Source organism: Sphingomonas sp. PP-CE-3G-477 (genome assembly GCF_003050745.1).
Classification (GTDB): domain Bacteria; phylum Pseudomonadota; class Alphaproteobacteria; order Sphingomonadales; family Sphingomonadaceae; genus Sphingomonas.
The window spans coordinates 282,890-305,763 of record NZ_QAOF01000002.1 but is presented as its reverse complement, the minus strand read 5'-3'; the positions used below and the strand labels follow the sequence as shown (position 1 = coordinate 305,763).

Genomic DNA, 22,874 nt, shown 5'->3' with positions numbered 1-22,874 from the left:
ATACGGCGGCGATCTGGGGACGGGCGATTCGCTTGACGAGAACGCGCTTGGCGTTCGCGGTTCGCGCCGGGCGTTCGGCGACATGCACGGCGCCACCACCGATCAGGGCACCCCCGCATGCGCACGCGCACAATTTGGCCAAGGCCATCCGCACCGACATATCGTTTCTTTCTCGTTGCCGGCACCCTCGTGTTGCCGGATCCCCGTCTGCAGCATTGGATTACCGCTATCCGACTAACTGCAAAACAAACCGTTAAGTGCAAGTGTGTTAACCACATTCGGCATGGTTAAAAGACGATTTACCGAGCCGCGGGCAGTCGGGTTAGCCTTAACGTGCCGGGCTGGGACACAATGTTGGCTGAGGCCGGACCAGTCGACGAATCCGGTTCGGTCGAAGCCCGCGAAATCGTTTCAGCGCTCCCCGCAACTAAATGTCAGATCCGCAATCGAATGCGCAAGTCCTGTCGCTTGTGGTTGCCATCGCGTGTGACTATAGGCGCATTCACCATTTGGGGGCGGCTCCCGGAAATCAGCGAGGCTGATACGACGGAGCCAGAGGGAGAGTGGTATGGCGACCGTAATGAATCGTATGGACGATACCGGGACTACCAATCGAAACGCCGCTAACGACAGCGACGACGAAGGCTATCGGCCCGATGCCGACGAACCCTTTATGAGCTTGAGGCAGCAGGCGTATTTCCGGCGCAAGCTTCAGGCCTGGAAGGAAGCGATCCTGCGGGAGTCGCTGGAAACACTGTCGCAGTTGCAGATGGACTCCTTGCGCGAGGCCGATCTGACCGATCGCGCGTCGAGCGAGACCGACTGGTCGATCGAACTGCGCACCCGTGATCGTCAACGCAAGCTGGTGTCGAAGATCGAAGCGGCGATTCGCCGGATCGACGAGGGTGAATACGGCTATTGCGAAGTGACCGGCGAGCCGATCAGCTTGGCACGGCTGGAGGCGCGGCCGATCGCGACCATGACGGTCGAGGCGCAGGAACGCCACGAGCGTAACGAAAAGGTCTCGCGCGAGGACTGACGTCGGGCGCTGTTCAGGCGCCGGCTTTCCAGGCTATGGACTGGACGAACGGCCGGCGTGGTGCAGCGAAGGGCTGTGCCTCAGGGTCGTGGATAGGCGCCAATCATGCGACGATCAGTTTCGATGCAATCGGACGGGGCGGTACAGTGACCGAGGACGCGCCGAGCAAGCGGGCGGGAACGCGCGACAGCCTGTTCCTCACCGCGCTGATGCGCCTGGGTAGCGAAACGCGTCTTCGCGAGGTGCGGGTGAGGAACCTGTCCGAGGGCGGGCTCATGGTCGAACTGGCGAAGGTAGCCGAGGTCGGCACGCCGGTGGCGCTCGAACTGCGCGGTATCGGTGATGTGACGGGCAAGGTGGCCTGGTGCACCGCGGGCAGGATCGGCATCGCGCTCGATTCGCCAATCAATCCGAAACTGGCGCGCAAACCGGTAAGTGGCGCTTAGGCCGGTAATTTTCTGAACTGTCGCATCGTATCGCCTCGCTCGGAGCGAAGGCGGAGCGCTGGAATACATCGAGGCAGGGCGAAGTGGGTAGGGCTGCCACCGACAGGCAGTGGCCCCCCGGACTGGATCCGGGGAGCGGTACGCCGTCGTTACAGGCTGACGATCTCTTCTTTCAGTCGCAGCTTCTGTTTCTTCAGCCCGGCGAGAATGGTCGCATCGGGCATGGGCCGGTGAGTCTCGTCGGCGATCCGCCGATCGAGCACGGCGTGCTTGGTTTCCAGAGCTGTCTGATGCGTCGTCTGCACGGTGGGATACCTCCTGCATTCGGGTTGGGGGACTGAGTAAACCACTCCGTCACGAAAATGTCTTCATCGGAAACCGACCAAATCGATTGAATGAGCGATTTGGCGCGACGGACCGATGGTGTTCCCGCCGGACGCACGCGGACCGGCCCTCGGCAGGTTCGTGTGTCGGTTTCTTGCTCGCGCACCGCGCCGCATTTGCTAAGGACGCCGAATACGGCGGCTTGAACCGGGGGACGAGTGGAAGACGCACAAACCAGAGTTCGACTGGACGGGATGCGGATCGAGCATCGCGATCTCGATGACGCGATCGCCGCGCTCGCGATGATGCCGACGCACGACCAGTTGCTGATGGCACGCCTCAAGAAGCGCAAACTTCGCCTGCGCGACGAGATCGCGTCGCTGGAGGACCTGCTGATCCCGGACATCATCGCTTGAACTCGCTGGATTAGCACGAAATTCGATCGATTTGCCCGTTTCGGGACAGATCGTGGTTACCAGCGTGTTTACCCTACTGGGCGAGCATAAAACGGTATGGCATCTGGTCGATCGATGACCCAGGCCGGACACGAATTGCGGATGCAGCGCCGCTTGACCGACACGCTTTACAGCGAGGCGATGTTGCTGGCCGACGAGGCTCGCGCGTATTTCGACGAGGTGGGGAGGATGGAGCGCGAGGCGCTCGATCCGTTGATCCGCGTGAGTTTCAGCTGCGAATCGTTGAAGGTGACGACCCGGCTGATGCACATCATCGCATGGTTGCTGACCCAGCGCGCGGTCCAGACCGGCGAGCTTCGCGCATCCGACGCGCTCGATCCGATGCGGCGACTGGGCGACGCACCGGTCACCGACGACATCCTGCTTGATCTGCTGCCGGCGCGCGCGCGCGGGCTGATCGAGTCGAGCGCCGACCTCCATCGCCGAGTAGCGTTACTGGATACTGCGCAGGGCATGCCGGAGACGATCGCCAGCCCGGCTTTATCGCTGCAGAGGCGGATTGCCGGCGCATTCTAGCCGACGCGTAATCGCGCTGCCAGGCGAAGCTGCGATCGGGGAGCCGATCGCCTCATCTCAAATTCGGGGAAAACACGGTAAGAATTCGTGAAATCGGCAATGGTCGGGGCGATAGGATTCGAACCTACGACCCCTGGACCCCGAGACCAGTGCGCTACCAGACTGCGCCACGCCCCGACAACATTGCCGGTGAGCGCCCTAGCCGCGACATCCCGAACGTTCAAGACAAATATCGCCCAAGTCGATCCGGTGTCGCGGCCGTCTATCGCCCGCGCGGTGTCGCTGCTAGGAGCGCGGCATGACTCCGCTCGACCGCATCCGCAATTTTTCCATCATCGCCCATATCGACCACGGCAAGTCGACGCTCGCCGATCGGCTGATCCAGGAAACTGGCGGCCTCACCGCGCGCGAAATGTCCGAGCAGGTGCTCGACAACATGGACATCGAGAAGGAGCGCGGGATCACGATCAAGGCGCAGACCGTGCGCCTTGCGTATCACGCGAAGGACGGCCTCGATTACGTCCTCAACTTGATGGACACGCCGGGGCATGTCGACTTCGCCTATGAAGTGAGCCGCAGCCTGGCAGCGTGCGAAGGTGCGTTGCTGGTGGTTGATGCCGCGCAGGGCGTCGAGGCGCAGACGCTCGCCAACGTGTATCAGTCGATCGAGCACGATCACGAGATCGTGCCGGTGATCAACAAGATCGATCTTCCCGCTGCCGAACCCGAGAAGGTGCGCAAGGAAATCGAGGACGTGATCGGCATCGACGCATCCGAAGCGGTGCTCGCGTCGGCGAAGTCCGGGATCGGCATCGTCGAGATCCTCGAGGCGATCGTCACCAAGATCCCGCCGCCCAGCGGCGACCCGGAGGCGCCGCTGAAGGCGATGCTGGTCGACAGCTGGTACGACCCGTATCTCGGCGTCGTCATCCTGGTACGCGTGATCGACGGCGTCCTGAAAAAGGGCCAGCAGATCAAGTTCATGCAGACTGGCACGATGCATCTGGTTGACCGGGTCGGCTGTTTCCGTCCGAAGATCGAGCAGCTGACCGAGCTCGGCACCGGCGAGATGGGCTTCATCACCGCGCAGATCAAAGAGGTCGCGCAGACGCGCGTTGGCGACACGATCACCGATGCGAAGCGGCCTGCGCTCGAAGCGCTCGCGGGCTTCAAGGAAGTCCAGCCGGTCGTGTTCTGCGGGATGTTCCCGGTCGATGCCGCCGAGTTCGAGAAGCTGCGCGAGAGTATCTCCAAGCTGCGGCTGAACGATGCGAGCTTCTCGTTCGAGATGGAGACGTCCGCCGCACTGGGCTTCGGCTTCCGCTGCGGGTTCCTCGGGCTGCTGCATCTGGAGATCATCCAGGAGCGGCTGACGCGCGAATATGATCTGGACCTGATCACCACCGCGCCTTCCGTCGTCTATGAGATCGAGCTGACTCATCCCGATCCGTCCGGCACGACGCATATCGAGCTGCACAACCCCGCTGACATGCCCGAGCCGAACAAGATCGCGACAATCAGCGAGCCGTGGATCGAGGCGACGATCTACGTCCCCGACGAGTATCTCGGCAGCGTCCTGAAGCTTTGCCAGGACCGCCGCGGCATCCAGAAGAACCTCACCTATGTCGGCGGCCGTGCTCAAGCGACCTACGAACTGCCGCTGAACGAGGTCGTGTTCGACTTCTACGATCGGCTGAAATCGATGTCGAAGGGCTATGCCAGCTTCGACTATCACCAGATCGGCTACCGCGAGGGCGACCTCGTCAAGATGGGCATCCTCGTCAACGAGGAGCCGGTCGACGCGCTCAGCATGATCGTCCACCGCGGCACCGCCGAAGTGCGCGGCCGGGGCATGGTCGAGCGCTTGAAGGAACTGATTCCGCGCCACCTGTTCAAGATCCCGATCCAGGCGGCGATCGGCGGCAAGGTGATCGCGCGCGAGACGATCAGCGCGATGCGCAAGGACGTGACCGCGAAGTGTTACGGTGGCGACGCGAGCCGCAAGAAGAAGCTTCTGGAGAAGCAGAAGAAGGGCAAGCTGAAGATGCGCGAATACGGCTCGGTCAGCATCCCGCAGGAGGCGTTCATTGCCGCGCTGAGAATGGGCGACGACGCGTAGGCGCCCAAGGCTAAGCGGCGCCGCGGCATAGCCGAGGCTACGCCAAGCCGGCCGGCGACCGGCCGAGCTCGCCCTCGGTCGTGTGGTCCGACGACGCGGCTTTGCCGCGGCGCGGCCACGTTGCATTCGGCAGCGATAGGCGTAGGCTTGCGTGATGGCGCAAGTCTCATCCAGCCCCCTGGAGTCCGAGTCCTCGATCTCAGCAGAAGCTTATGATCGTTGGCTACGCGAAAAGGTCGCGCAGTCGCTGGCAGATCCTCGTCCATCAATTGCACACGAAGATGCCGTCGCCGCGATGAGATCAGTCTTGGCGTCTACCGATCGATCAGGCGGAGATCGCTGAAGCTGATATGGCGCCCTAAAGCGGTCGAGGATGCCACCACGATTCTCGATTACATCGCCGATCGGAATAGGGACGCAGCCGAGCGCCTTTCGACATCGATCGCGGCATGCGCTGACCGTCTTGCCGATCACCCATTCATGTACCGACCCGGCAGGGCCGACGGTACGCGCGAGGCTGTCGTGCACCCCAACTACCTTCTCATCTATCGAGTTGTGTCGGGCACGATCGAGATCGTCAACGTCGTACATGCGCGCCAAAATTACCCGTAATCTGCTCCACCAACTGTCATCATCCTAACACAATCCCCGCCTAACCGCCGAGCCGGGGAGTGAGCGTCGCGAGGCGTCGTCGGGCCGCCCGGGGAGGGCGGTCGATGGCGCATAGCGGCGTTGCGTATTGGGATGTGCGGCCGGTCGTCAGGGACGCCGCCGCACTATTGGGGAATATCATCGTGAAGATTTCGGTCGTTAAGTCGGCGCTGATGCTCGGCGTCGCGTGTGGTTCGGTGCTGGCTGGTTCGGCGGCGTTCGCGCAGGATGCGGCGCCCGTCCAGGAGCAGGCTGCTCCCGCGGAAGGTCTCGGCGATATCGTCGTCACCGCAGAGCGCCGCTCCGAGAACCTCCAGAAGGTGCCGCTCTCGGTCGGCGTCGCGTCGGGCGACGCCCTGCGCGCGTACACCGCCGGCGGCGACGACACGCTGCTCGCGCTGTCGGGTCGCGTTCCCGGCCTATACGTCGAATCGACCACCGGCCGCATCTTCCCGCGCTTCTACATTCGCGGTCTCGGCAACATCGATTTCTACCTCGGCGCCTCGCAGCCGGTCACGATCATCCAGGACGACGTGATCCTCGAGCATGTCGTGCTGAAGTCGAACCCGGTCTACGACGTCCGCCAGGTCGAAGTGCTGCGCGGTCCGCAGGGCTCGCTGTTCGGCCGCAACACCACCGCGGGCATCATCAAGTTCGACACCAACAAGCCGACCAACGATTTCGAGAGCCGCGCCTCGGTCTCGGTCGGCTCGTACAACAGCGTCAGCCTGGACGCCGGTGTCGGCGGTCCGCTGATCAAGGACCTGTTGTCGATCCGCTTGTCGACGTTGATCCAGCACCGCGAGAACTACGTCGACAACGCCTTTGCCGGCGTCAGTGCCGACAATACCGCGACGCCGCGCAAGGACGCGATGGGCGGGTTCGACGATCGCAACGTCCGCGTGCAGCTCGCGCTGACGCCGGGCGAGCGCTTTACGCTGGACCTGTCGGGTCATGCTCGCTGGTATGACGGCACCTCGACGCTGTTCCACCGCGGCGCGCTGAAGAAGGGCTCGAACGATGCGTCTGCCGAGCCGCGCAACACCGTGTCGCTCGACGAGGGGAACGACAACCCGCAGAGCTACAACACCTATGGCGGTTCAGCCCGCGCGTCCTACGACTTCGGTCCGGCCACGCTGACCTCGATCACCGCGTACGAGACGACGTCGGGCTTCAGCCGCGGCGATACCGACGGCGGTGCGGCTGCGAACTTCCCAGTCCGCGGTGTCGCCAACGGCTTTGGTCAGTCGCAGGGCCAGATCCGCGATCTCGATCAGTGGTCGCAAGAACTGCGCGTCGCCGGCACCCCCGGCGGGCGGTTCAACTGGCAGATCGGTGGCCTGTATTTCGACAATCGTGACATCACCGATTTCTACCAACGCGCGTTTTTCCTGACGGGCACGGCGCGCAACCCGAACAACTGGGTGCGGCTGCACGACGTGAACACCTCATGGGCGGGCTTTGGTCAGATCAGCTATGAGCTGATGGACAAGCTGACCGTGACGCTTGGCGGCCGGATCACCGAAGATAAGAAGCGTACCGAACTGCTGAAGACGGCGGACCAGGCCAATAGTGCCGTAACGTATCGCGGTCGTCGCGACGTGACGCTCAAGTCGACCAAACCGAGCTGGGATGCGAGCATCCTGTACCAGGCGAGCCCCGATATCAGCCTGTATTCGCGCATCGCCCAAGGCTTCCGCGGACCGACGATCCAGGGGCGTTCGGCGGTGTTCAACTCCGACTTCTCGACCGCGAACTCGGAGACGATCCTGTCGTGGGAGACGGGGATCAAGACGCGTCTGCTCGACAACACGCTGAGCCTCAACGCGACGGTGTTCGGCTACCGCGTCAACGACATCCAGCTCAACGGCAACGACCTCAACGGCAACGGCATCCTGTTCAACGGCAACAAGGCCGAGGCGTACGGCATGGAAGCCGAGGCCAATTGGAAGCCGGTCCCGAACCTTACCCTGGGTGCGGGCCTGAGCCTGTTGCATAGCGCTATCCGCGACAAGACGACCGAGGTGCAGGTCTGCGCGCTCAACAACGTCGTGGTCTGCACGCCGTCGCGCGTGCCCCGCGCAGTGCCCGGCGCGTTCGGGACGACCTATCTGGTCAAGATCGACGGCGAGCCGCTGCCGAACGCACCGGAGTATAACGTCGATCTCACCGCGCGCTACGACCAGCCGCTCGGCAATGGCGGTCGCGCGTTCATCGCGGGCGACTTCAACATCCAGGGCTACACGCAGTTCGTGCTGTACAAGACCAAGGAGTTCACCGCGAACGGCAACTTCGAGGGCGGCCTGAAGATCGGTTACGCCGCGCCGGACGATGCGTATGAGTTCGCCGTGTTCGCGCGCAACATCACCGGCGAGAAGAACCTCAAGGGCGTGATCGAGAACTACATGGCGGCGGTGTTCAACGAACCGCGGATCATCGGCGTATCGCTCAGCGGCAAGTTCCGCTGATCCGACTCCCCCTTCCCGCAGGCGGGAAGGGTTTGGGGTGGGCTCGCGCTATCGCCAAGCGCAGCGTGCGTCCGGGCCGGACGCCCACCCCTTGGCCCCCTCCCGCATGCGGGAGGGGATGCGGAAAGATGACGGGCGCATCCCTAAACCACGCGTGACGCATTTTTCAGCAGCGTCCCCCGGTAACGCGCTGTAGCGACGTGAAATAGCAATTTGCCGTTTTCCTTCCGCCGGTTGATACCCTCCTCATGTCGCTCAATCCCGTATTCTATGATGCAAGCGGACGCCGGCGTCGGCGGTTCACCTTTGGCGTTGCCGCGTTCATCGCGTTGCTGCTGTTGTCGATCGCGGTGTTCGCCGTCTCGATCGGCGCGGTGCCGACCGCGCCGCTGCTGCCGATCGAGCCCGAGCACCCTGCGCTCCACAAGCTGCCGGCGCCGCGTGGCGGCATCCTCCGCGAGACCCGGCGCGACCTCGATTACTACGCCAAGCAGCTGTTCGGAACGAGCGCGGCCAAGCCCGGTGTCGGCAATGGCGCCAATCCACCGCTCGCGATCGCCTTCCACGCGCCGTGGGACGACGCGAGCACGGCCAGCCTCGCGCGGCACGTCGAACAACTCGACTGGCTGATCCCCGGTTGGGTCTCGATCACCGGCAAGGATCATCACATCACGGTGTTCCGCGATCAGGCCGGGCGCGACATCCTCAACAAGGCGGTCCACCGCCCGATGATCTTGCCGATGGTGCAGAATGCGGTCGACGGGAACTGGGACGGTGCGGGCAGCGCAGCTCTGTTCGCCGATCCGAAGGCACGCGCAGCCTTCCTCGACAAGCTCGTCCCGTTCCTCGGCGCGAACCATGCCGGCGGCGTGTTCTACGATTTCGAGGACCTGCCCGCATCGGCGCAACCGAATTATCGCGCCTTTCTCGCAGAAACGCGCGCGCGGTTCTCGTCCCGCGGCTGGGTCGTCGCGATCGCCGCCCCGGTCGCCAACCCCGACTGGGATCTGCCCGCCTATGCCAAGGTCACCGACAAGATCTTCCTGATGGCGTATGACGAGCACGAGACGAGCGGCGCGGCGGGGCCGATCGCGTCACAGCGCTGGTTCGCGCACATGGTCGCCGACGCGGCGCGCGGCATTCCCCCGTCGAAGCTGGTCGTCGCGATCGGCTCCTATGCCTATGACTGGCACGCGGGCGCGGACAGCGGCAACGGCGATGCGCTCGACGTCGAGGAAGCGTGGCAGGCGGCGGCCGATTCGGGCACCGTCCCGACCTTCGACAAGACCAGCGGCAACAGCAGCTTCGCCTATTCGGAAGGCGGTACGCAGCATCAGGTCTGGCTGCTCGACGCGGCATCGGCCTACAACCAGATCGCGTTCCTGCAAAAGGCGGGCCTCGGCAGCGTCGCGCTGTGGCGTCTCGGCTCCGAGGATCCGGGCCTCTGGTCGATCTGGGGGCGCAACCATCGCAAGCTGCCCCCGCCAGCCGCGATCGACGCGATGCCGGCCGGTACCAACGTCGACATCGAGGGCAGCGGCGAGATCCTGAAGATCGCTGCCGAGCCCGTCACCGGCATTCGCAACGCGGTACCTGCCAAGGACGGCACGATCGCCGACGTCGTCTTCAAACGGATGCCGTCGCCCTACGTCGTGGCACGGACCGGCTATCGCCCGAAGCAGCTCGCGCTCACGTTCGACGACGGTCCCGATCCGGAATGGACGCCGCAGATCCTCGACATCCTGAAGCGCGAGCATGCACCGGCGACATTCTTCGTGATCGGCGAGAACGCGCTGACCGAGCGGCCCCTGCTCCAGCGGATGGTCGACGAAGGCCATGAGATCGGCAGCCACACCTATACTCACCCGAACCTCGCCAACGTGTCGACGCGGCAGGTAAAGTACGAGCTCAACACCACGCAGCGGCTATTCCAGGCGTTCACCGGGCGCTCGCTCCGGCTGTTCCGCGCGCCCTATTTCGGCGATGCCGAGCCGAGCACCGCGGACGAGATCCTGCCCGCGCTCGAAGCGCAACAGCGCGGCTACATCTCGGTCGGCCTGCACGTCGATCCCGACGACTGGAAGCGCCCCGGCGTGCAGGCAATCATCGACCGCACCATCGCCGGCGTTGAGGCCGGCGGCCCCGAGCGCAGCGGCAACGTCATCCTGCTCCACGACGCCGGCGGCAACCGTGCCCAAACCGTCGCAGCGCTGCCGGTCATCATCGAGCGGTTGCGCGCGGAGGGCTACAGTTTCGTCCCCGTCTCGACGCTTGCCGGGCTGTCGCGCAACCAGTCGATGCCCGTGATCTCGTCGAGCGACCGCGTCGCCGCGGTCGCCGATCTCGCGCTGTTCAGCACGCTCGGCGGTATCGTCGTCGCGCTTCGCTGGATCTTCGGCATCGCGATCACGATCGGCATCATCCGTGCGCTGGCCTTGTCCGCGCTCGCACTGATCCAGGCCCGCCGCGAGTTGAAGACGGTGTTCCCCGCGATCGATCCATCGCGGTTCGTCACGGTAATGATCCCGGCGTTCAACGAGGAGCGCGTGATCGTCCGCGCCGTCGAGGGCGTGCTGGCCTCGAACGACGTCGCGATCGAAGTCATCGTGATCGACGACGGATCGAGCGACTGCACCAGCCGCGTCGTTGCCAAGGCATTCGCCGGCGACGACCGCGTCCGCCTGTTGACGCTGGAAAACGGCGGCAAGGCGCGCGCGCTCAACCGTGGGCTCGAACTGGCGCGCGGCGAGATCGTGATCGCCCTCGATGCCGATACGCAGTTCGAACCGATGACGATCGCCCGCCTCGCACGGTGGTTCGTCGATCCGAAGCTCGGTGCGGTCGCGGGCAACGCGAAGGTTGGCAACCGCGTCAACCTGATCACCAAATGGCAGGCGCTCGAATACATCACCGCGCAAAATCTCGAGCGGCGCGCGCTGGCGCGGTTGAACGCGATGACGGTCGTGCCGGGCGCGGTCGGTGCGTGGCGGCTGGAGGCGATCCGCAGCGTCGGCGGCTATCCCGACGATACGCTCGCTGAGGACCAGGACCTGACGATCGCGATCCAGCGGCATGGCTGGACCGTCCAGTACGACCAGTTCGCGATCGCGTGGACCGAGGCACCCGAGACGATGCGCGCGCTCGCCAAACAGCGGTTCCGCTGGGCGTTCGGGACGTTGCAATGCCTCTACAAACACCGCTCGGCGATCGGTCGGTCGCATCCGCGCGGGCTTGGCTGGGTCGGGTTGCCGCAGGCGATCGTGTTCCAGATCATCCTCGCGTCGATCTCGCCGATCATCGATCTCGCGCTGCTGATCAGCTTCGCTTCGACCTACCTCTCGGTGCAGGCGCATGGTTGGGAGCAGACGAGCCACGACGTCTACACGATGCTCGCCTACTGGCTGATCTTCACCGCGATCGACCTTCTGGCGGCGACGATCGCGTTCGCGCTGGAGCGGAAGGAACGCTGGCGATTGCTATGGCTGCTGATCCCGCAGCGGATCGGCTATCGGCAGGTCATGTATTACGTCGTGCTGAAGGCGATCGCGCAGGCGCTGCGTGGGCCGTTGGTCGGCTGGGGCAAGCTGGCACGGACCGGGCGAGTGACGGCGAACTAGAAGCTGTAGGTCACTTCCGCATAAGCGTAGCGCGTGTCTCCGGTCGTGGGTGCGTTGGGCGCGACGCGGAGGAAGCGACCCTTGGCGAGATAGACCCCGCCCGCGGCCATGCGGACGCGTTCCGGAACCGCCCACCAGCGTACACGGGTTTCGAACTGCGTCCCCGCGGTGCGACCCGATGCGCCGCTGGGATCGCGCACGCCGGTCTGGCCGAAGCTGTCGGTCGCATTGGCGAGCCAGAGCGGACGGACAGCGAAATAGGCATCGGTCCGCTTGGTCGGGACAAGCTCCAGTCGTGTCTCGACGCTGATCAGGTTCGCACGTGCGACCTCGCCGTACAGTCCGCTGGGGGCGAATTCGAAACTGCGTGCGCCGTAGAGCGTGTCGAACCGGCCGATATGGTCGTCGCCTCGGCCGTTGCCGCTGGCGTAATCGGCGGCGAACCGCAGTCGTGGTTTCCAACCGCCAGGCAGTGTGTAGCTGAGCCCGCCGTGTACGAAGACCGCCGAGACGCGCCGGTCCGTCGTGTCGGCGGCAGCGGACGAAAGCCGGGCGGTGCCCGATTGCCACACCGCTTCGAGCTCATAGTCCGTTCGACCGGTAGCAGCCGTGTTCGCAAGCCGTCCGCCGAGCGTCCAGAGACGCCGGTTGCGCGTCAGGAAGTCGGGCGCATCACGTTCCTGAAGGCGAAACGCATACCCCTCGAGTTCACCGCCGAATACACCGGCCTTGGTGGCGATCGCACCGTAGAATTGCAGCGCGGTGCGTTCTCGGTCGCGAACGAGCCTGTCCGCGCGGATTCCGGCATCGTCGTCGGGCAGGCGCTGTTGCGGCATCGTCCAGAACGCCGTCAGCGCGTCGCCGGCCATGTTGCTCCAGTCGAACCTTGCGCCCGTAAAGCCATTGGTCGTGTTACGGAAATTCTCATCGACGATGAGCCGTCCGGAACCGAGGTTCATCGTGAACCGGCCCAGGCGGAGCTTGGCGTTCCTGGTCGGCGCGATCTGGATCCAGGCCTGGACGGGTTCGAGTGCGTCGACTTCGCTGGCGCTGACGGTCGATTCCCGGGGCTCGAGATACGCGCGGGAGTCGATCACCTCGCCACCGATCGCGAACGGGCCGCTCGCGTAGGTCGCGCCCAGCCTGACCCTGATGAAGACGGCGTGGTCGTCGCTCGTAATGCCGATGCGCGGCTGTCCGTCGAGCGCCTCGCCGCGGACCCGGACGCTGCCGGTCACGTCGAGCCCCTGCTCTTGCGCGATTGCGGGGGAGGCAAGAGTGCCCAGCACCAACGCGGCGCACCGGAACGAGTTCGGGGGCAGGATCGTAACTCCGTTTCGCGGTAGCGCGACGTCTTCGTCGCGCCCTATAGCGGTGGTTACGGGTTGGAGGAGTCACAAAAGTGAAACATTCTTTGCCGCTGGTTTTGGCGTTGTCGGCGCTCGGCAGTTCCGGCGCGGCGCAAGCCCAGCAGCGGGCGCCGCTGGTGCTGGCCGCCGCATCGTTGCAGGAATCGCTCACCGCGGCAGCCGATGCGTGGGCCAGGCAGGGGCATGCGAAGCCGACGATTTCGTTCGCGGCATCTTCGGCCCTCGCGCGCCAAGTCGAGTCCGGCGCGCCCGCCGACCTGTTCGTCTCCGCGGACGAGGACTGGATGAACGAACTCGCGGCAAAGAACCTGATCGTCGCGTCGACGCGCGTGACATTCCTCGGCAACCGGCTGGTGGTCGCCGCGCCAGCAGGCAGCAAGGTCCGTATCCCCGTTCGGCCGCCCGCAGCGCTGGTACGTGTGCTGACCGCAGGGCCTCTGGCCATGGCGGACACTGCGGTGCCAGCGGGGAAATACGGGCAGGCGTCGTTGGAGAAGCTCGGCGTGTGGGCTCAGGTCTCACCCAAGGTCGTGCGCGCGGAGAATGTGCGCGCGACGCTAGCGCTGGTCGAGCGCGGCGCAGCGCCGCTGGGGATCGTCTATGCCACCGACGCAAAGGCGTCTGCCAAGGTGCGGATCGCAGGCGTTTTTCCCGAGAACACGCATCCGGCGATCACCTATCCGATCGCCCGCCTGAAGACGTCGACCAACCCCGAAGCGGAGGCGTTCCGGCGGTTCCTCGTATCGCGGGCTGGTAAGGCGATCTTCGTTCGATACGGGTTTTCAGCGCGCTAGATGCTCGACGCTGCGGAATGGGCCATCGTCGGGCTGTCGCTGAAGGTCGGCGGCGTGGCGATGGCCGTCACCTTGCCCATCGCGTTTGCGCTGGCATGGATGCTCGCGCGCGTCCGTTTTCCCGGTAAGGTCGTCATCGATGCGGCCATCCATCTGCCCCTGGTCGTGCCGCCGGTCGTGACGGGATGGCTGCTGTTGCTCGCGTTCGGACCCAATGGCCCGATCGGCGGCTGGCTTCAGGACTGGTTCGGGGTGACGGTATTGTTCCGGTGGACCGGCGCGGCGATCGCGGCGGGCGTCATGGCGCTGCCCTTGATGGTGCGCGCGATGCGGATCTCGATCGAGGCGGTCGACCGACGGCTGGAGAACGCCGCGCGGACGCTAGGGGCGGGGCCTTGGCGTGTATTCTGGACGTTGACGCTGCCGCTGAGCGTGCCGGGCGTACTGGCCGGCGCGGTGCTCGGTTTCGCGCGGTCGATCGGCGAGTTCGGGGCGACGATCACGTTCGTTTCGAACGTGCCGGGCGAGACGCAGACCTTGCCGCTGGCGATCTACTCGGCGTTGCAGCAGCCGGGGGCAGACGCGCTTGTCTGGCGATTGTCGGCCGTTTCCGTGGGGTTATCGCTGATTGCTTTGATCGCTTCCGAACTGTTGACGCGGCGTGCGGGACGGGGGCTGCATGTCCTTTGAAATCGACGTCGAGAAGCGGCTCGGCGATACCCGGGTGTCGCTCACGCTGCAGGCCGGGGAAGGCGCGACGGTCTTGTTCGGTCCGTCGGGTGTCGGCAAATCGAGCGTGCTGAACATGGTGGCCGGGCTGATGCGCCCCGATCGCGGGCGCATCGCCGTCGATGGGGAGATACTGTTCGGGGACGGCGTGAATGTGCCACCCGAGCGCAGGAACGCAGGCTATGTCTTTCAGGAGGCACGGTTGTTTCCGCATATGCGGGTGCGTGCGAACCTCCTCTACGGGGTTCGCGGCGAGGCCGAGCGGTTCGGGGACATACTGGGCTTTCTCGGCATCGGTCACCTGCTCGACCGCTGGCCGGGGACGCTGTCGGGCGGCGAGGCGCAGCGGGTCGCGATCGGACGCGCACTGCTGAGCCGTCCGCGGTTCCTGCTGCTCGACGAGCCGCTGTCATCGCTGGATCGAGCGCGGCGCGAAGAAATCATGGTCGCGATCGAACATGTCCGCGACGTGCTGCGCTTGCCGATCCTGATGGTCACGCACGACCCGGCCGAGGCCGAGCGGATCGGAACCCGCGTCGTACGGATGTAGAGATTCTCGGCTCCTGCGTTGACGGGAGAACAAGGTTCAGACGAGTTCAGAGCCCATCGTTACCCCGATTGGGCATCGGAGGCTCGATGACCCGATCGTCGTAATCCCGGAAGCGACAGGTCCTCGCGCTTTGCGGCACGTAGCGCCCTCGCCGAGTACATGGCGTGCTCCATCACGTCCGGCGCAGGATCACCCCGAGCCCACGGTTCCGCAAACCGACGTGTGTCGCGCGGAACCGTGGTGATGGCAGGCTTACCCCAGCGCGCGCGTGAACAGGCGGGCGAGGCGCGCGGAGAAGGCGCGGGCGTCGACCGGGCGCTCGCCATCGGCGATCTGGGCTTCGTCGAACAGCAGGTGCGCCGCATCCTCGCGCAATGTCGCATCGTCGTCACCAAGCGCCGCCAGCCTAGCGACCAGTGGGTTGGTCGGATTGATCTCAAGCACCGGCTTGGCGGCAGGGGGCGCCTGGCCGCTCATGGCGAGGATGCGTTCGAGCTGGCGATCGATGCCGCTGTCCGCCGCGACGAGGCAGACCGCGCTGTCGGTCAAGCGTTCCGACGCGCGCACGTCGGAGACGGCATCGGCGAGCGTCGCCTTCACGAACGCGATGAAGTCGGCGATCTCGGGTGCCGCGTCGGACTTGGGCTGCTCGGCGCCATCGACCAGCGGGATCAGCCCGAGATCGGCCGCGCCTTGCGTGACCGACTTGAACGGCTTGCCGTCGTGATCGATGCCCGCCGTCACCCAGAACCCGTCGACCGAATCCGGCAGCAACAGCACTTCGATCCCGCGCGCGCGGAAGCCTTCGAGTTGCGGCGAGGCTTCGAGGCGATCGAGATCGGTGCCGACCGCGTAATAGATCGCGGTCTGGTTGTCCTTCATCGCCGCGACATAGTCGGCAACCGAGCGCCATGCGCCGGCCGACGTCGTGGTCTTGAACCGTGCGAGTTTCAGCAGCGCCTCGCGCCGCTCGAAATCCTCGTACAATCCTTCCTTCAGGACCGCGCCGAAATTGTCCCAGATCTTCGCATAGGCCTCAGCATCTCGCGTCGCGAGCTTGTCGAGTTCGGACAGCACGCGCCCGGTCACGCCCTTGCGGATCGCGGCGAGCATCGGGCTCTCCTGGATCATCTCGCGCGAGACGTTCAGCGGCAGGTCGGACGAATCCACCAGCCCGCGCATGAAGCGAAGGTAGCGCGGCAGGACCTCGGCATCGTCGGTGATGAAGACACGCTTGACGTACAGCTTCATGCGGCCGTTGCGATCGGGATCGAACAGGTCGAACGGCTTGGCGCCGGGCACGAAGGCGAGCACCGAGTACTCGTGCAGCCCTTCCGCGCGGTAATGGAGTGTCAGCGCGGGCTCGTCGAACTGACCGGATACGCCGCGGTAGAAGTCGGCATAGTCTTCAATGCTTATCTCGGACTTGGGCTTGGTCCAGAGCGCGGCGCCATCGGCGATGTCGACGGGCTCGGCATCGGGTTTTTCGCGAAGCGTGATCGGGACGGGAACGTGTCCCGATTGATCCTTGATGAGGCGCTCGACCGTGAACCGGTCGGTGTACGAAGTCGCATCCTCCAGCAGGTGAAGTACGACGCGGGTGCCGCGGGCGGGTGCGTCGGCGGTCGCGATGTCGGCGATCGTGTAGGTGCCGAGGCCATCCGACGACCAGATCGAGGCGGTGTCCGCGCCTGCGCGACGCGAGATGACGTCGACCTTCGATGCGACCATGAACGCGGAATAGAAGCCGACGCCGAACTGCCCGATCAACTGCGCACCTTCGCTTCCATTCGCCGCGGCGATGCGGTCCATGAACGCCTTGGTGCCGGAGCGCGCAATCGTGCCGAGCGCCTCGCCCATGTCGTCGACGGTCATGCCGATGCCGTTGTCCTCGATCGTCAGCGTGCGTGCATCGGAATCGAGCGTGATCGCGATCTGCGTACGAGTTTCGTCGCCGAGAAGCTCGGGAGCGCTCAACGCCTCGTAACGCAGCTTCTCGCAGGCATCGGCGGCGTTCGAGATCAGCTCACGGAGGAACACGGTCTTATCCGAGTACACCGAGTGCACCATCATGTGCAGCAACCGCGAGACGTCCGCTTCGAAGGCGTGCGTCTCGGCACCCGGCGTCTCGGCACCCGGCGTTTCAGCTGCGGGCGTTTCAGCGGCAAGCGTCTCGGAAGTCGGCGTCACGGGCGCGGATGGGTCGAAAGCACGAGCGTCGGATGCGGGCGGGGTTTCTGTGGTCATAAGCGCTGGCATGTCTCTTGAAGGAACGGTCGACGCAAGAGTTGGCTGGAGGGACGATTGAATTCAAGTGTCGGCCATACGGCAACGATCGATGGCACGGTCAATCGGACCTGCGCGCAGAGGATCGAGAAAGATTTCATTTGCGTTACACCCTGAAGCAATGTTCAATCCGAATCGGTTAGTCAAAAGATGCAACGTGTCGAGATGTCGCGTGGAAAAGAACGATGTGTTCTTTGCCGCTCATAGTCTGTCGTCCATCGTGGCTGATCAGGGGATGATGATCCTGCGAGGCCACTGACGGGTTAGACCCGACGGTGTTTCTGATCTTCGGCAAACCCTGGGGAGGGGTGCCGCTTTCGGGGGCCTTGATGATTTTACGCGATACACCGGATACCAGCGGGACGGCGATTACACGCAGGACGATACTGGGACGACTTGGCCTGATCGGGGGGCTGGGCGCGACGCTCGGTGCGATGCAGGCCTTGGGGCTGACGGGCGGATTGATCGGAACGTCGCACGCCCAAGCGCTCGCGACGCTCACACCGACGCTGGGTAAGGGCGTTCACGTCGTCGTGCTGGGCGCAGGGATCGCCGGGCTGACCGCGGCCTACGAACTCGAGCAGGCGGGGTTCCAGGTGACCTTGCTCGAAGCGCGCGACCGGGTCGGCGGCCGCGCCTGGACGGTGCGCGACGGTGACAAGATCGAGATGATCGGCGAGCAGACCCAGACCGCCAAATTCTCCGACGGGATCTATTTCAACGCGGGGCCGGCGCGCATCCCGAGCTTTCATCAGGGCCTGATCGGCTATGCGAAGAAGTTCGACGTACCGCTGGAGGTCGAGGTCAATTCGAGCCGCTCCGCCTATGTGATGGGCGAGAACGGCAGCAAGATCCGGATGCGCACCGCGATCAACGACATGCGCGGCCACATCGCCGAACTGCTGGCGAAGGCGATCAACCAGGGTGCGCTCGATCAGTCGGTCACGGCGGCGGACAAACAGAAACTGATGCCGTTCCTGAAGGCTTACGGCGATCTCGGCACCGACTACGCGTTCGCGGGAACCGAGCGATCGGGCTTCGGCGCAGCGCCGGGCGCGGGCGTCACCTTTTCGTCGGCGGGCAGCGCGGTGCCGCTCGACCAGTTGCTGGCGAACGAACGGCTGCCGATGACGCTGTTCGAAGACAATCTCTACATGCAGGCGACGATGTTCGAACCGGTCGGCGGGATGGACCGGATCCATGCAGGGTTCGATCGCAATTTGCGGCGGCCGGCGATCCGCGGTGCCGAGGTGACTCGCATCCGTCACACCGCGCACGGCGTCGACGTGGTGTACCGCGACAAGGCGAGCGACGTCGTCGACACGGTGAAGGCGGACTACATCATCTGCACGATCCCGTTCCCGGTGCTCGCGACGATCGATACGGATTTCTCGCCCGCATTGAAGAAGACGATCGCGGGCGTGGTGTACGATCATTCGAACAAGGTCGCCTTCGAGAGCCCCCGCTTCTGGGAACGCGAGCAGATCTATGGCGGGATCTCGTTCGTCGGCGGGCCGACCACGCTGATCTGGTATCCGTCGGCTGGGTTGCATTCGGAGCGTGGTATGCTGCTCGGCTGCTATTCGTCGGGACCGAACGCGGCGGAGTTCGCCAAGCGACCGATCGCCGAACAGATCGCATTCTCGCGCGGGGTGATCGATCGGCTGCATCCGGGGCATGGGGCCGATTTGGTCAACGGGTTGGCGGTCAACTGGCACAAGATTCCGTACAGCCTCGGCCCGTGGCCGGACTGGAACGCGGGTAGCGCGAACGGCCGGCAGGAGGGGCATATCGACACGCCCGAATTCCGCCTGCTGCAAAAGCCCGACGGCCGCGTCTATTTCGCGTCCGCCGCGCTCAGCCAGACGCCGGGCTGGCAGGAGGGTGGCATCCAGTCTGCGCAAGGACAGGTGATGGCGCTGGCGAGGCGGGTCTCGGCCCAGGCTGCAACCCTGTCGAACAGATCGCAGCGAGCTGCATAACGGCAGAGTTCCGTCCGACGGCGTTGCATATAAGTTACATATTCAAGAATAGTCTTCGATCAAGAAAGCGAAGTACCCGAATCGGTTGTTTAATATCTCGATACGATCGACCATGTTCAAGTTGATAAAGACATCAGCCTGAAAACCTATTCAGCAAAACCTTTGTTTTGCGAACGGGATATACATGTCAGGATGGCGTTAGATCATCGGTGAATAATGAGGGGATGGCTGGAGGCGATCATCAATAAGGGGGGAGTCCTTATGAAGACCGTTAACAGCATTTCGCGCGGCGCACTGATCGTGGCGCTCGCAAGCCTGTCGACCGTTGCCGCGCAAGGACAAGTTATCGAAGCTGCCGGCCAGGCGTCCGCGCAAGCCAGTCTGCCCGGCGACGACATCATCGTCACTGGTACGCGCGCTACCGGGATTACCGCTGCCGAAAGCGCGGCACCGATCAAGGTGCTCGATGCCGACCTGATGAGCCATGTCGGCCAGCCCAATTTGAACCAGGTCCTGACACAGCTCGTGCCGTCGTTCACCGCGCAGGCGTTCGGTGGCGACACCGCCAACCTCACGCTGTCCGCACGACTTCGCGGACTGAGCCCGAACCACACGCTCGTGCTGATCAACGGCAAACGACGACACGGGACCTCGAATCTTGCCGTCCTTGGCGGACCGTACCAGGGTGCCGCAACCGCCGATCTCGACCTGATCTCGCCCTCCGCGATCAAGCGCATCGAGGTGCTGGAAGACGGTGCCGCTGCGCAATATGGCTCGGATGCGATCGCCGGCGTCATCAACATCATCCTCAAGGACGACAAGGAAGGCGGCGATGGCTACGCCACGGCGGGCGAGAATTACGACACCGGCGGCCGCACCTATGCGGGCACGTTGCATCTCGCGACCAAGCTCGGCGAAGAGGGCTTCATCAACGTCACGGGCTTCTACCGCTATCACGATTTCACGCAGGTCGGTGGACTCGATCGCCGCGTCACCGACATCAACGGCAACCTGCTGAGCAGCACGACCACGCCGTCGATCACGCCGCTTCAGCAAACGCTCTATCCCGGGATGTCGGATTTTCCCTACGTCAACAAGATCAGCGGCGACGCGCAATCGCGCCTGATCAATCTGCAATATAATTCGGCGTATGATTTCGGCGGAGTCGAGGCCTACAGCTTCGGTACGTTTTCGCGGCGTGTCGCCAGCGCTTACGAGAATGTCCGCGTGCCGACCCGCGTGTCGCGCACCGTGGGTGGCGTGACGACCTATTTTGATCCCGAAGGCGACAGCCCGGTCAACGGCTTTTCCCCGCGCGAGAAGATCCGCGAGGAGGACATGGCGTTCACCGGCGGTCTGCGCGGCGACGTGAGCGGGTTCCATTACGACCTGTCGACGACGTTCGGTCAGGACAAGAACGAGATCTACACCGTCAATTCCGCCAACGCGTCGCTCTACGCGGATACCGGCTTTACGCCGACCACCTTCTACAACGGCTTCTTCAAGTCGAGCGAGTTCACCGCCAACGCCGACTTCACACACGAGATCGAAGCCGGCATGGCGGCCCCGATCAACCTCGCCTTCGGTGGCGAATATCGCAAGAACGTCTACGAGATCGGCGCAGGCGATGCCGCCTCGACCTACAAGGAAGGCGGCCAGTCCTATCCGGGCTTCCGCAATTCGGATGCCGGCGTCAACGGGCGCAATGCCCAGGCGGCGTATGTCGATGTCGCGCTGATGCCGGTCGAGGGCTTCAAGGTCGACGTCGCCGGCCGGTACGAGCATTACTCCGATTTCGGCAGCAAGTTCATCTACAAGGGTAGCAGCCGTTACGACTTCTCGGATGCGTTCGCGTTGCGCGGCACCTTCTCGACGGGGTTCCGCGCCCCGACGCTGGCGGAGTCGTTCTACTCCGCGACGAACGTCTCGCCGACCTCCGCTTTCGTGCAGCTGCCGGCCAACTCCGCCGCAGCAAAGCTGATCGGCTTCAACAATCTGAAGCCCGAAAAGTCGACCAACTACAGCCTCGGCACGGTCATTCGGCCGGTGCCGCGACTGACGATCACGATCGATGCGTATCAGGTGAAGATCGAGGACCGCATTCTCGGGACGGGCTCGCTGTTCGGCGGCGGCGGCGCGACCTTGCCGGTCAACGTCAACTTCCCCGCGGTGACCGCGGCGATCCGCGCGAACGGCAACGTCCTCGATCCGACGGTGGTTCAGACCGGCATCAACATCTTCACGAATGGCGCGGATACCCGGACGCGTGGCGTCGATCTCGTCGCCAGCTATGCGAGTGATTTCGGCGAGTATGGCAAGGCGACCTGGACACTGTCGGGCAACTACAACCAGACCAAGATCACCAAGGTGATGGCGGCACCACCGCTGGTCAACGTGCTCGGACAGACGATCACGGTGCCGTTGTTCGACGAGGGCGCCCGCGCCAATATCGAAACCGCATCGCCGCGCGTGAAGGTCATCGGATCGACCTTCTATTCGATCGAGAAATTCTCGATGACCCTGCGCGGTACGGTCTACGGCAAGAGCTCTGCCCGCTACAGCCCGGACGGCGGCACCTTCTACAAGCAGACGATCGGGACCGCATTCATCGGCGACGTCGAACTGAACTTCAAGGCGACCGACGACCTCGAACTGTCGATCGGTGCGAACAACGTCTTCAACAAGAAGTCGCCGACGCTCGGCCTGGTGCCGGGTACGACCAATGCGACCCTGGTGGGCGGCGGCAACCAGCTCGATGCACCGCTGACGTTCAGCCCGTACGGCATCAACGGCGGCTATTATTATGCGCGCATGAACGTCAGTTTCTAATGTCTGCCGGGCGCCGGAAACATCCGGCGCCCGGTTTCTCCGAGAGGATATCCATGACGAAGATCTTTGTTCGATCGCTTGCCCTGTTCGCGGCGCTGGCAGGCGCGTCGGTTGCCGGTGCGCAGGCCCCCAAATCCGGCATCGTCCGTCATACCAATACGCCACCGGGGCTGATCCTTCAGGGCGTGACGGTACCGGCGGGGGCTAAGATGCTGTATCTCAGCGGGCAACTGGCGGCTCCGATCGATCCCGCAAACAAGACGCCGCCCGCGCAGCTGACGATCGCAGATTTCGGCGATACCAAGACGCAGACGATCAGCGTGTTCACCAAGATCAAGACGATCCTGGCCGCGCAGGGCTATGCGATGAGCGATATCATCAAGCTGACCGTGTTCGTCGCGGGCGATCCGAAGCTCGGTGGCAAGATGGACTTTGCCGGCATGAACGACGCGTTCAAGATGTATTTCGGGACGGCGGAAAACCCGAACACCGTTGCGCGATCGACCGTTCAGGTCGCAGCGTTGGCGGGGCCGGCGTTCCTGGTCGAGATCGAGGCAACGGCGGCGAAATAAATTCGGGCGAAGGCGACATCGTGTTCGCTTTCGATATCAGGTGCTTGGTCTGGTCAAATGATTAGCTAAAGATGATGTGCGACGGGATCGAGGCCAGATCGGGTGC

At 64.1% G+C, this 22,874-nt stretch carries 18 protein-coding genes and 1 tRNA gene; 15 read left to right on the top strand and 4 right to left on the bottom strand.

Going from position 1 to position 22,874, the window contains the following annotated elements; all coding sequences use genetic code 11:
- Nucleotides 1-568: 568 nt before the first annotated feature.
- Nucleotides 569-1,039, top strand: coding sequence for an RNA polymerase-binding protein DksA (gene dksA / locus C8J45_RS06760; protein ID WP_107962502.1), 471 nt, complete (start codon nt 569-571; stop codon nt 1,037-1,039).
- A gap of 146 nt (nt 1,040-1,185) precedes the next feature.
- Nucleotides 1,186-1,485 (top strand): PilZ domain-containing protein, encoded by a 300-nt coding sequence (locus C8J45_RS06755; RefSeq protein WP_258191335.1) that lies wholly within the window; start codon nt 1,186-1,188, stop codon nt 1,483-1,485.
- Nucleotides 1,486-1,634: 149 nt separating this feature from the next.
- On the opposite strand, the gene C8J45_RS06750 is transcribed toward C8J45_RS06755, so the two are convergent.
- Complete coding sequence (locus tag C8J45_RS06750; protein WP_107962500.1) at nt 1,635-1,790, bottom strand: YdcH family protein; 156 nt, start codon at nt 1,788-1,790, stop codon at nt 1,635-1,637.
- A 273-nt stretch (nt 1,791-2,063) separates the two neighbouring features.
- Between C8J45_RS06750 and C8J45_RS06745 the strand changes: the two genes are divergently transcribed.
- Entirely contained in the window at nt 2,064-2,225 is a 162-nt protein-coding gene (locus tag C8J45_RS06745) for a YdcH family protein (RefSeq protein WP_107962499.1), read from the top strand.
- A gap of 153 nt (nt 2,226-2,378) precedes the next feature.
- Nucleotides 2,379-2,801 carry a DUF1465 family protein gene (locus tag C8J45_RS06740; protein ID WP_374956429.1) on the top strand — a complete coding sequence of 141 codons (423 nt, stop codon included), beginning with the start codon at nt 2,379-2,381 and terminating at the stop codon, nt 2,799-2,801.
- 100 nt (nt 2,802-2,901) lie between these two features.
- On the opposite strand, the gene C8J45_RS06735 is transcribed toward C8J45_RS06740, so the two are convergent.
- A tRNA-Pro gene (locus C8J45_RS06735) sits at nt 2,902-2,978 on the bottom strand.
- Nucleotides 2,979-3,099: 121 nt separating this feature from the next.
- On the opposite strand from C8J45_RS06735, the gene lepA reads away from it, so the two are divergent.
- From lepA to C8J45_RS06710, 5 genes are all read left to right on the top strand, one after another.
- Nucleotides 3,100-4,920: a translation elongation factor 4 gene (lepA, locus tag C8J45_RS06730; protein ID WP_056049136.1), complete on the top strand. Its 1,821-nt coding sequence runs from the start codon at nt 3,100-3,102 to the stop codon at nt 4,918-4,920.
- 154 nt (nt 4,921-5,074) lie between these two features.
- The gene (locus C8J45_RS19725) at nt 5,075-5,263 is read left to right on the top strand and encodes a hypothetical protein (protein WP_107962497.1); all 189 of its coding nucleotides are present in this window, start codon (nt 5,075-5,077) and stop codon (nt 5,261-5,263) included.
- Nucleotides 5,185-5,532: a type II toxin-antitoxin system RelE/ParE family toxin gene (locus tag C8J45_RS06720; protein ID WP_374956432.1), complete on the top strand. Its 348-nt coding sequence runs from the start codon at nt 5,185-5,187 to the stop codon at nt 5,530-5,532. Before C8J45_RS19725 ends, C8J45_RS06720 begins: the two co-directional genes overlap by 79 nt.
- 212 nt (nt 5,533-5,744) lie before the next feature.
- Entirely contained in the window at nt 5,745-8,039 is a 2,295-nt protein-coding gene (locus C8J45_RS06715; RefSeq protein WP_107962632.1) for a TonB-dependent receptor, read from the top strand.
- Between the two features lie 248 nt (nt 8,040-8,287).
- Entirely contained in the window at nt 8,288-11,656 is a 3,369-nt protein-coding gene (locus C8J45_RS06710) for a polysaccharide deacetylase family protein (protein WP_107962496.1), read from the top strand.
- Here C8J45_RS06710 and C8J45_RS06705 read toward each other — a convergent pair.
- The gene (locus C8J45_RS06705) at nt 11,653-12,945 is read right to left on the bottom strand and encodes an alginate export family protein (RefSeq protein WP_181321133.1); all 1,293 of its coding nucleotides are present in this window, start codon (nt 12,943-12,945) and stop codon (nt 11,653-11,655) included. The genes C8J45_RS06710 and C8J45_RS06705 overlap by 4 nt on opposite strands.
- Before the next feature lie 113 nt (nt 12,946-13,058).
- Between C8J45_RS06705 and modA the strand changes: the two genes are divergently transcribed.
- Genes modA through C8J45_RS06690 form a run of 3 tightly spaced genes read left to right on the top strand, consistent with a single transcriptional unit; the run spans nt 13,059 to nt 15,099 of the window.
- Nucleotides 13,059-13,820 carry a molybdate ABC transporter substrate-binding protein gene (gene modA, locus C8J45_RS06700; RefSeq protein WP_107962494.1) on the top strand — a complete coding sequence of 254 codons (762 nt, stop codon included), beginning with the start codon at nt 13,059-13,061 and terminating at the stop codon, nt 13,818-13,820.
- Nucleotides 13,821-14,510 (top strand): molybdate ABC transporter permease subunit, encoded by a 690-nt coding sequence (gene modB, locus C8J45_RS06695; RefSeq protein ID WP_107962493.1) that lies wholly within the window; start codon nt 13,821-13,823, stop codon nt 14,508-14,510.
- Nucleotides 14,500-15,099: an ATP-binding cassette domain-containing protein gene (locus C8J45_RS06690; RefSeq protein ID WP_107962492.1), complete on the top strand. Its 600-nt coding sequence runs from the start codon at nt 14,500-14,502 to the stop codon at nt 15,097-15,099. Before modB ends, C8J45_RS06690 begins: the two co-directional genes overlap by 11 nt.
- A gap of 252 nt (nt 15,100-15,351) precedes the next feature.
- On the opposite strand, the gene htpG is transcribed toward C8J45_RS06690, so the two are convergent.
- Nucleotides 15,352-17,289 (bottom strand): molecular chaperone HtpG, encoded by a 1,938-nt coding sequence (gene htpG / locus C8J45_RS06685; protein WP_258191332.1) that lies wholly within the window; start codon nt 17,287-17,289, stop codon nt 15,352-15,354.
- 425 nt (nt 17,290-17,714) lie between these two features.
- Here htpG and C8J45_RS06680 point away from each other — a divergent pair, with 425 nt between their 5' ends.
- The 3 genes from C8J45_RS06680 (at nt 17,715) to C8J45_RS06670 (ending at nt 22,768) form a co-directional block, all read left to right on the top strand.
- Nucleotides 17,715-19,367: a flavin monoamine oxidase family protein gene (locus C8J45_RS06680; RefSeq protein ID WP_107962490.1), complete on the top strand. Its 1,653-nt coding sequence runs from the start codon at nt 17,715-17,717 to the stop codon at nt 19,365-19,367.
- A 261-nt stretch (nt 19,368-19,628) separates the two neighbouring features.
- The gene (locus tag C8J45_RS06675) at nt 19,629-22,196 is read left to right on the top strand and encodes a TonB-dependent siderophore receptor (RefSeq protein WP_107962489.1); all 2,568 of its coding nucleotides are present in this window, start codon (nt 19,629-19,631) and stop codon (nt 22,194-22,196) included.
- A 53-nt stretch (nt 22,197-22,249) separates the two neighbouring features.
- Nucleotides 22,250-22,768 (top strand): RidA family protein, encoded by a 519-nt coding sequence (locus tag C8J45_RS06670; protein WP_107962488.1) that lies wholly within the window; start codon nt 22,250-22,252, stop codon nt 22,766-22,768.
- Nucleotides 22,769-22,874: the final 106 nt, after the last annotated feature.

Coding starts and splice junctions, on each gene's coding strand:
- C8J45_RS06715 (WP_107962632.1), top strand. CDS start 5,745: ATGCTCGGCGTCGCGTGTGGTTCGGTGCTGGCTGGTTCGGCGGCGTTC.
- lepA (WP_056049136.1), top strand. CDS start 3,100: ATGACTCCGCTCGACCGCATCCGCAATTTTTCCATCATCGCCCATATC.
- dksA (WP_107962502.1), top strand. CDS start 569: ATGGCGACCGTAATGAATCGTATGGACGATACCGGGACTACCAATCGA.
- C8J45_RS19725 (WP_107962497.1), top strand. CDS start 5,075: ATGGCGCAAGTCTCATCCAGCCCCCTGGAGTCCGAGTCCTCGATCTCA.
- C8J45_RS06680 (WP_107962490.1), top strand. CDS start 17,715: ATGATTTTACGCGATACACCGGATACCAGCGGGACGGCGATTACACGC.
- C8J45_RS06675 (WP_107962489.1), top strand. CDS start 19,629: ATGAAGACCGTTAACAGCATTTCGCGCGGCGCACTGATCGTGGCGCTC.
- C8J45_RS06745 (WP_107962499.1), top strand. CDS start 2,064: ATGCGGATCGAGCATCGCGATCTCGATGACGCGATCGCCGCGCTCGCG.
- C8J45_RS06670 (WP_107962488.1), top strand. CDS start 22,250: ATGACGAAGATCTTTGTTCGATCGCTTGCCCTGTTCGCGGCGCTGGCA.
- modB (WP_107962493.1), top strand. CDS start 13,821: ATGCTCGACGCTGCGGAATGGGCCATCGTCGGGCTGTCGCTGAAGGTC.
- C8J45_RS06710 (WP_107962496.1), top strand. CDS start 8,288: ATGTCGCTCAATCCCGTATTCTATGATGCAAGCGGACGCCGGCGTCGG.
- C8J45_RS06690 (WP_107962492.1), top strand. CDS start 14,500: ATGTCCTTTGAAATCGACGTCGAGAAGCGGCTCGGCGATACCCGGGTG.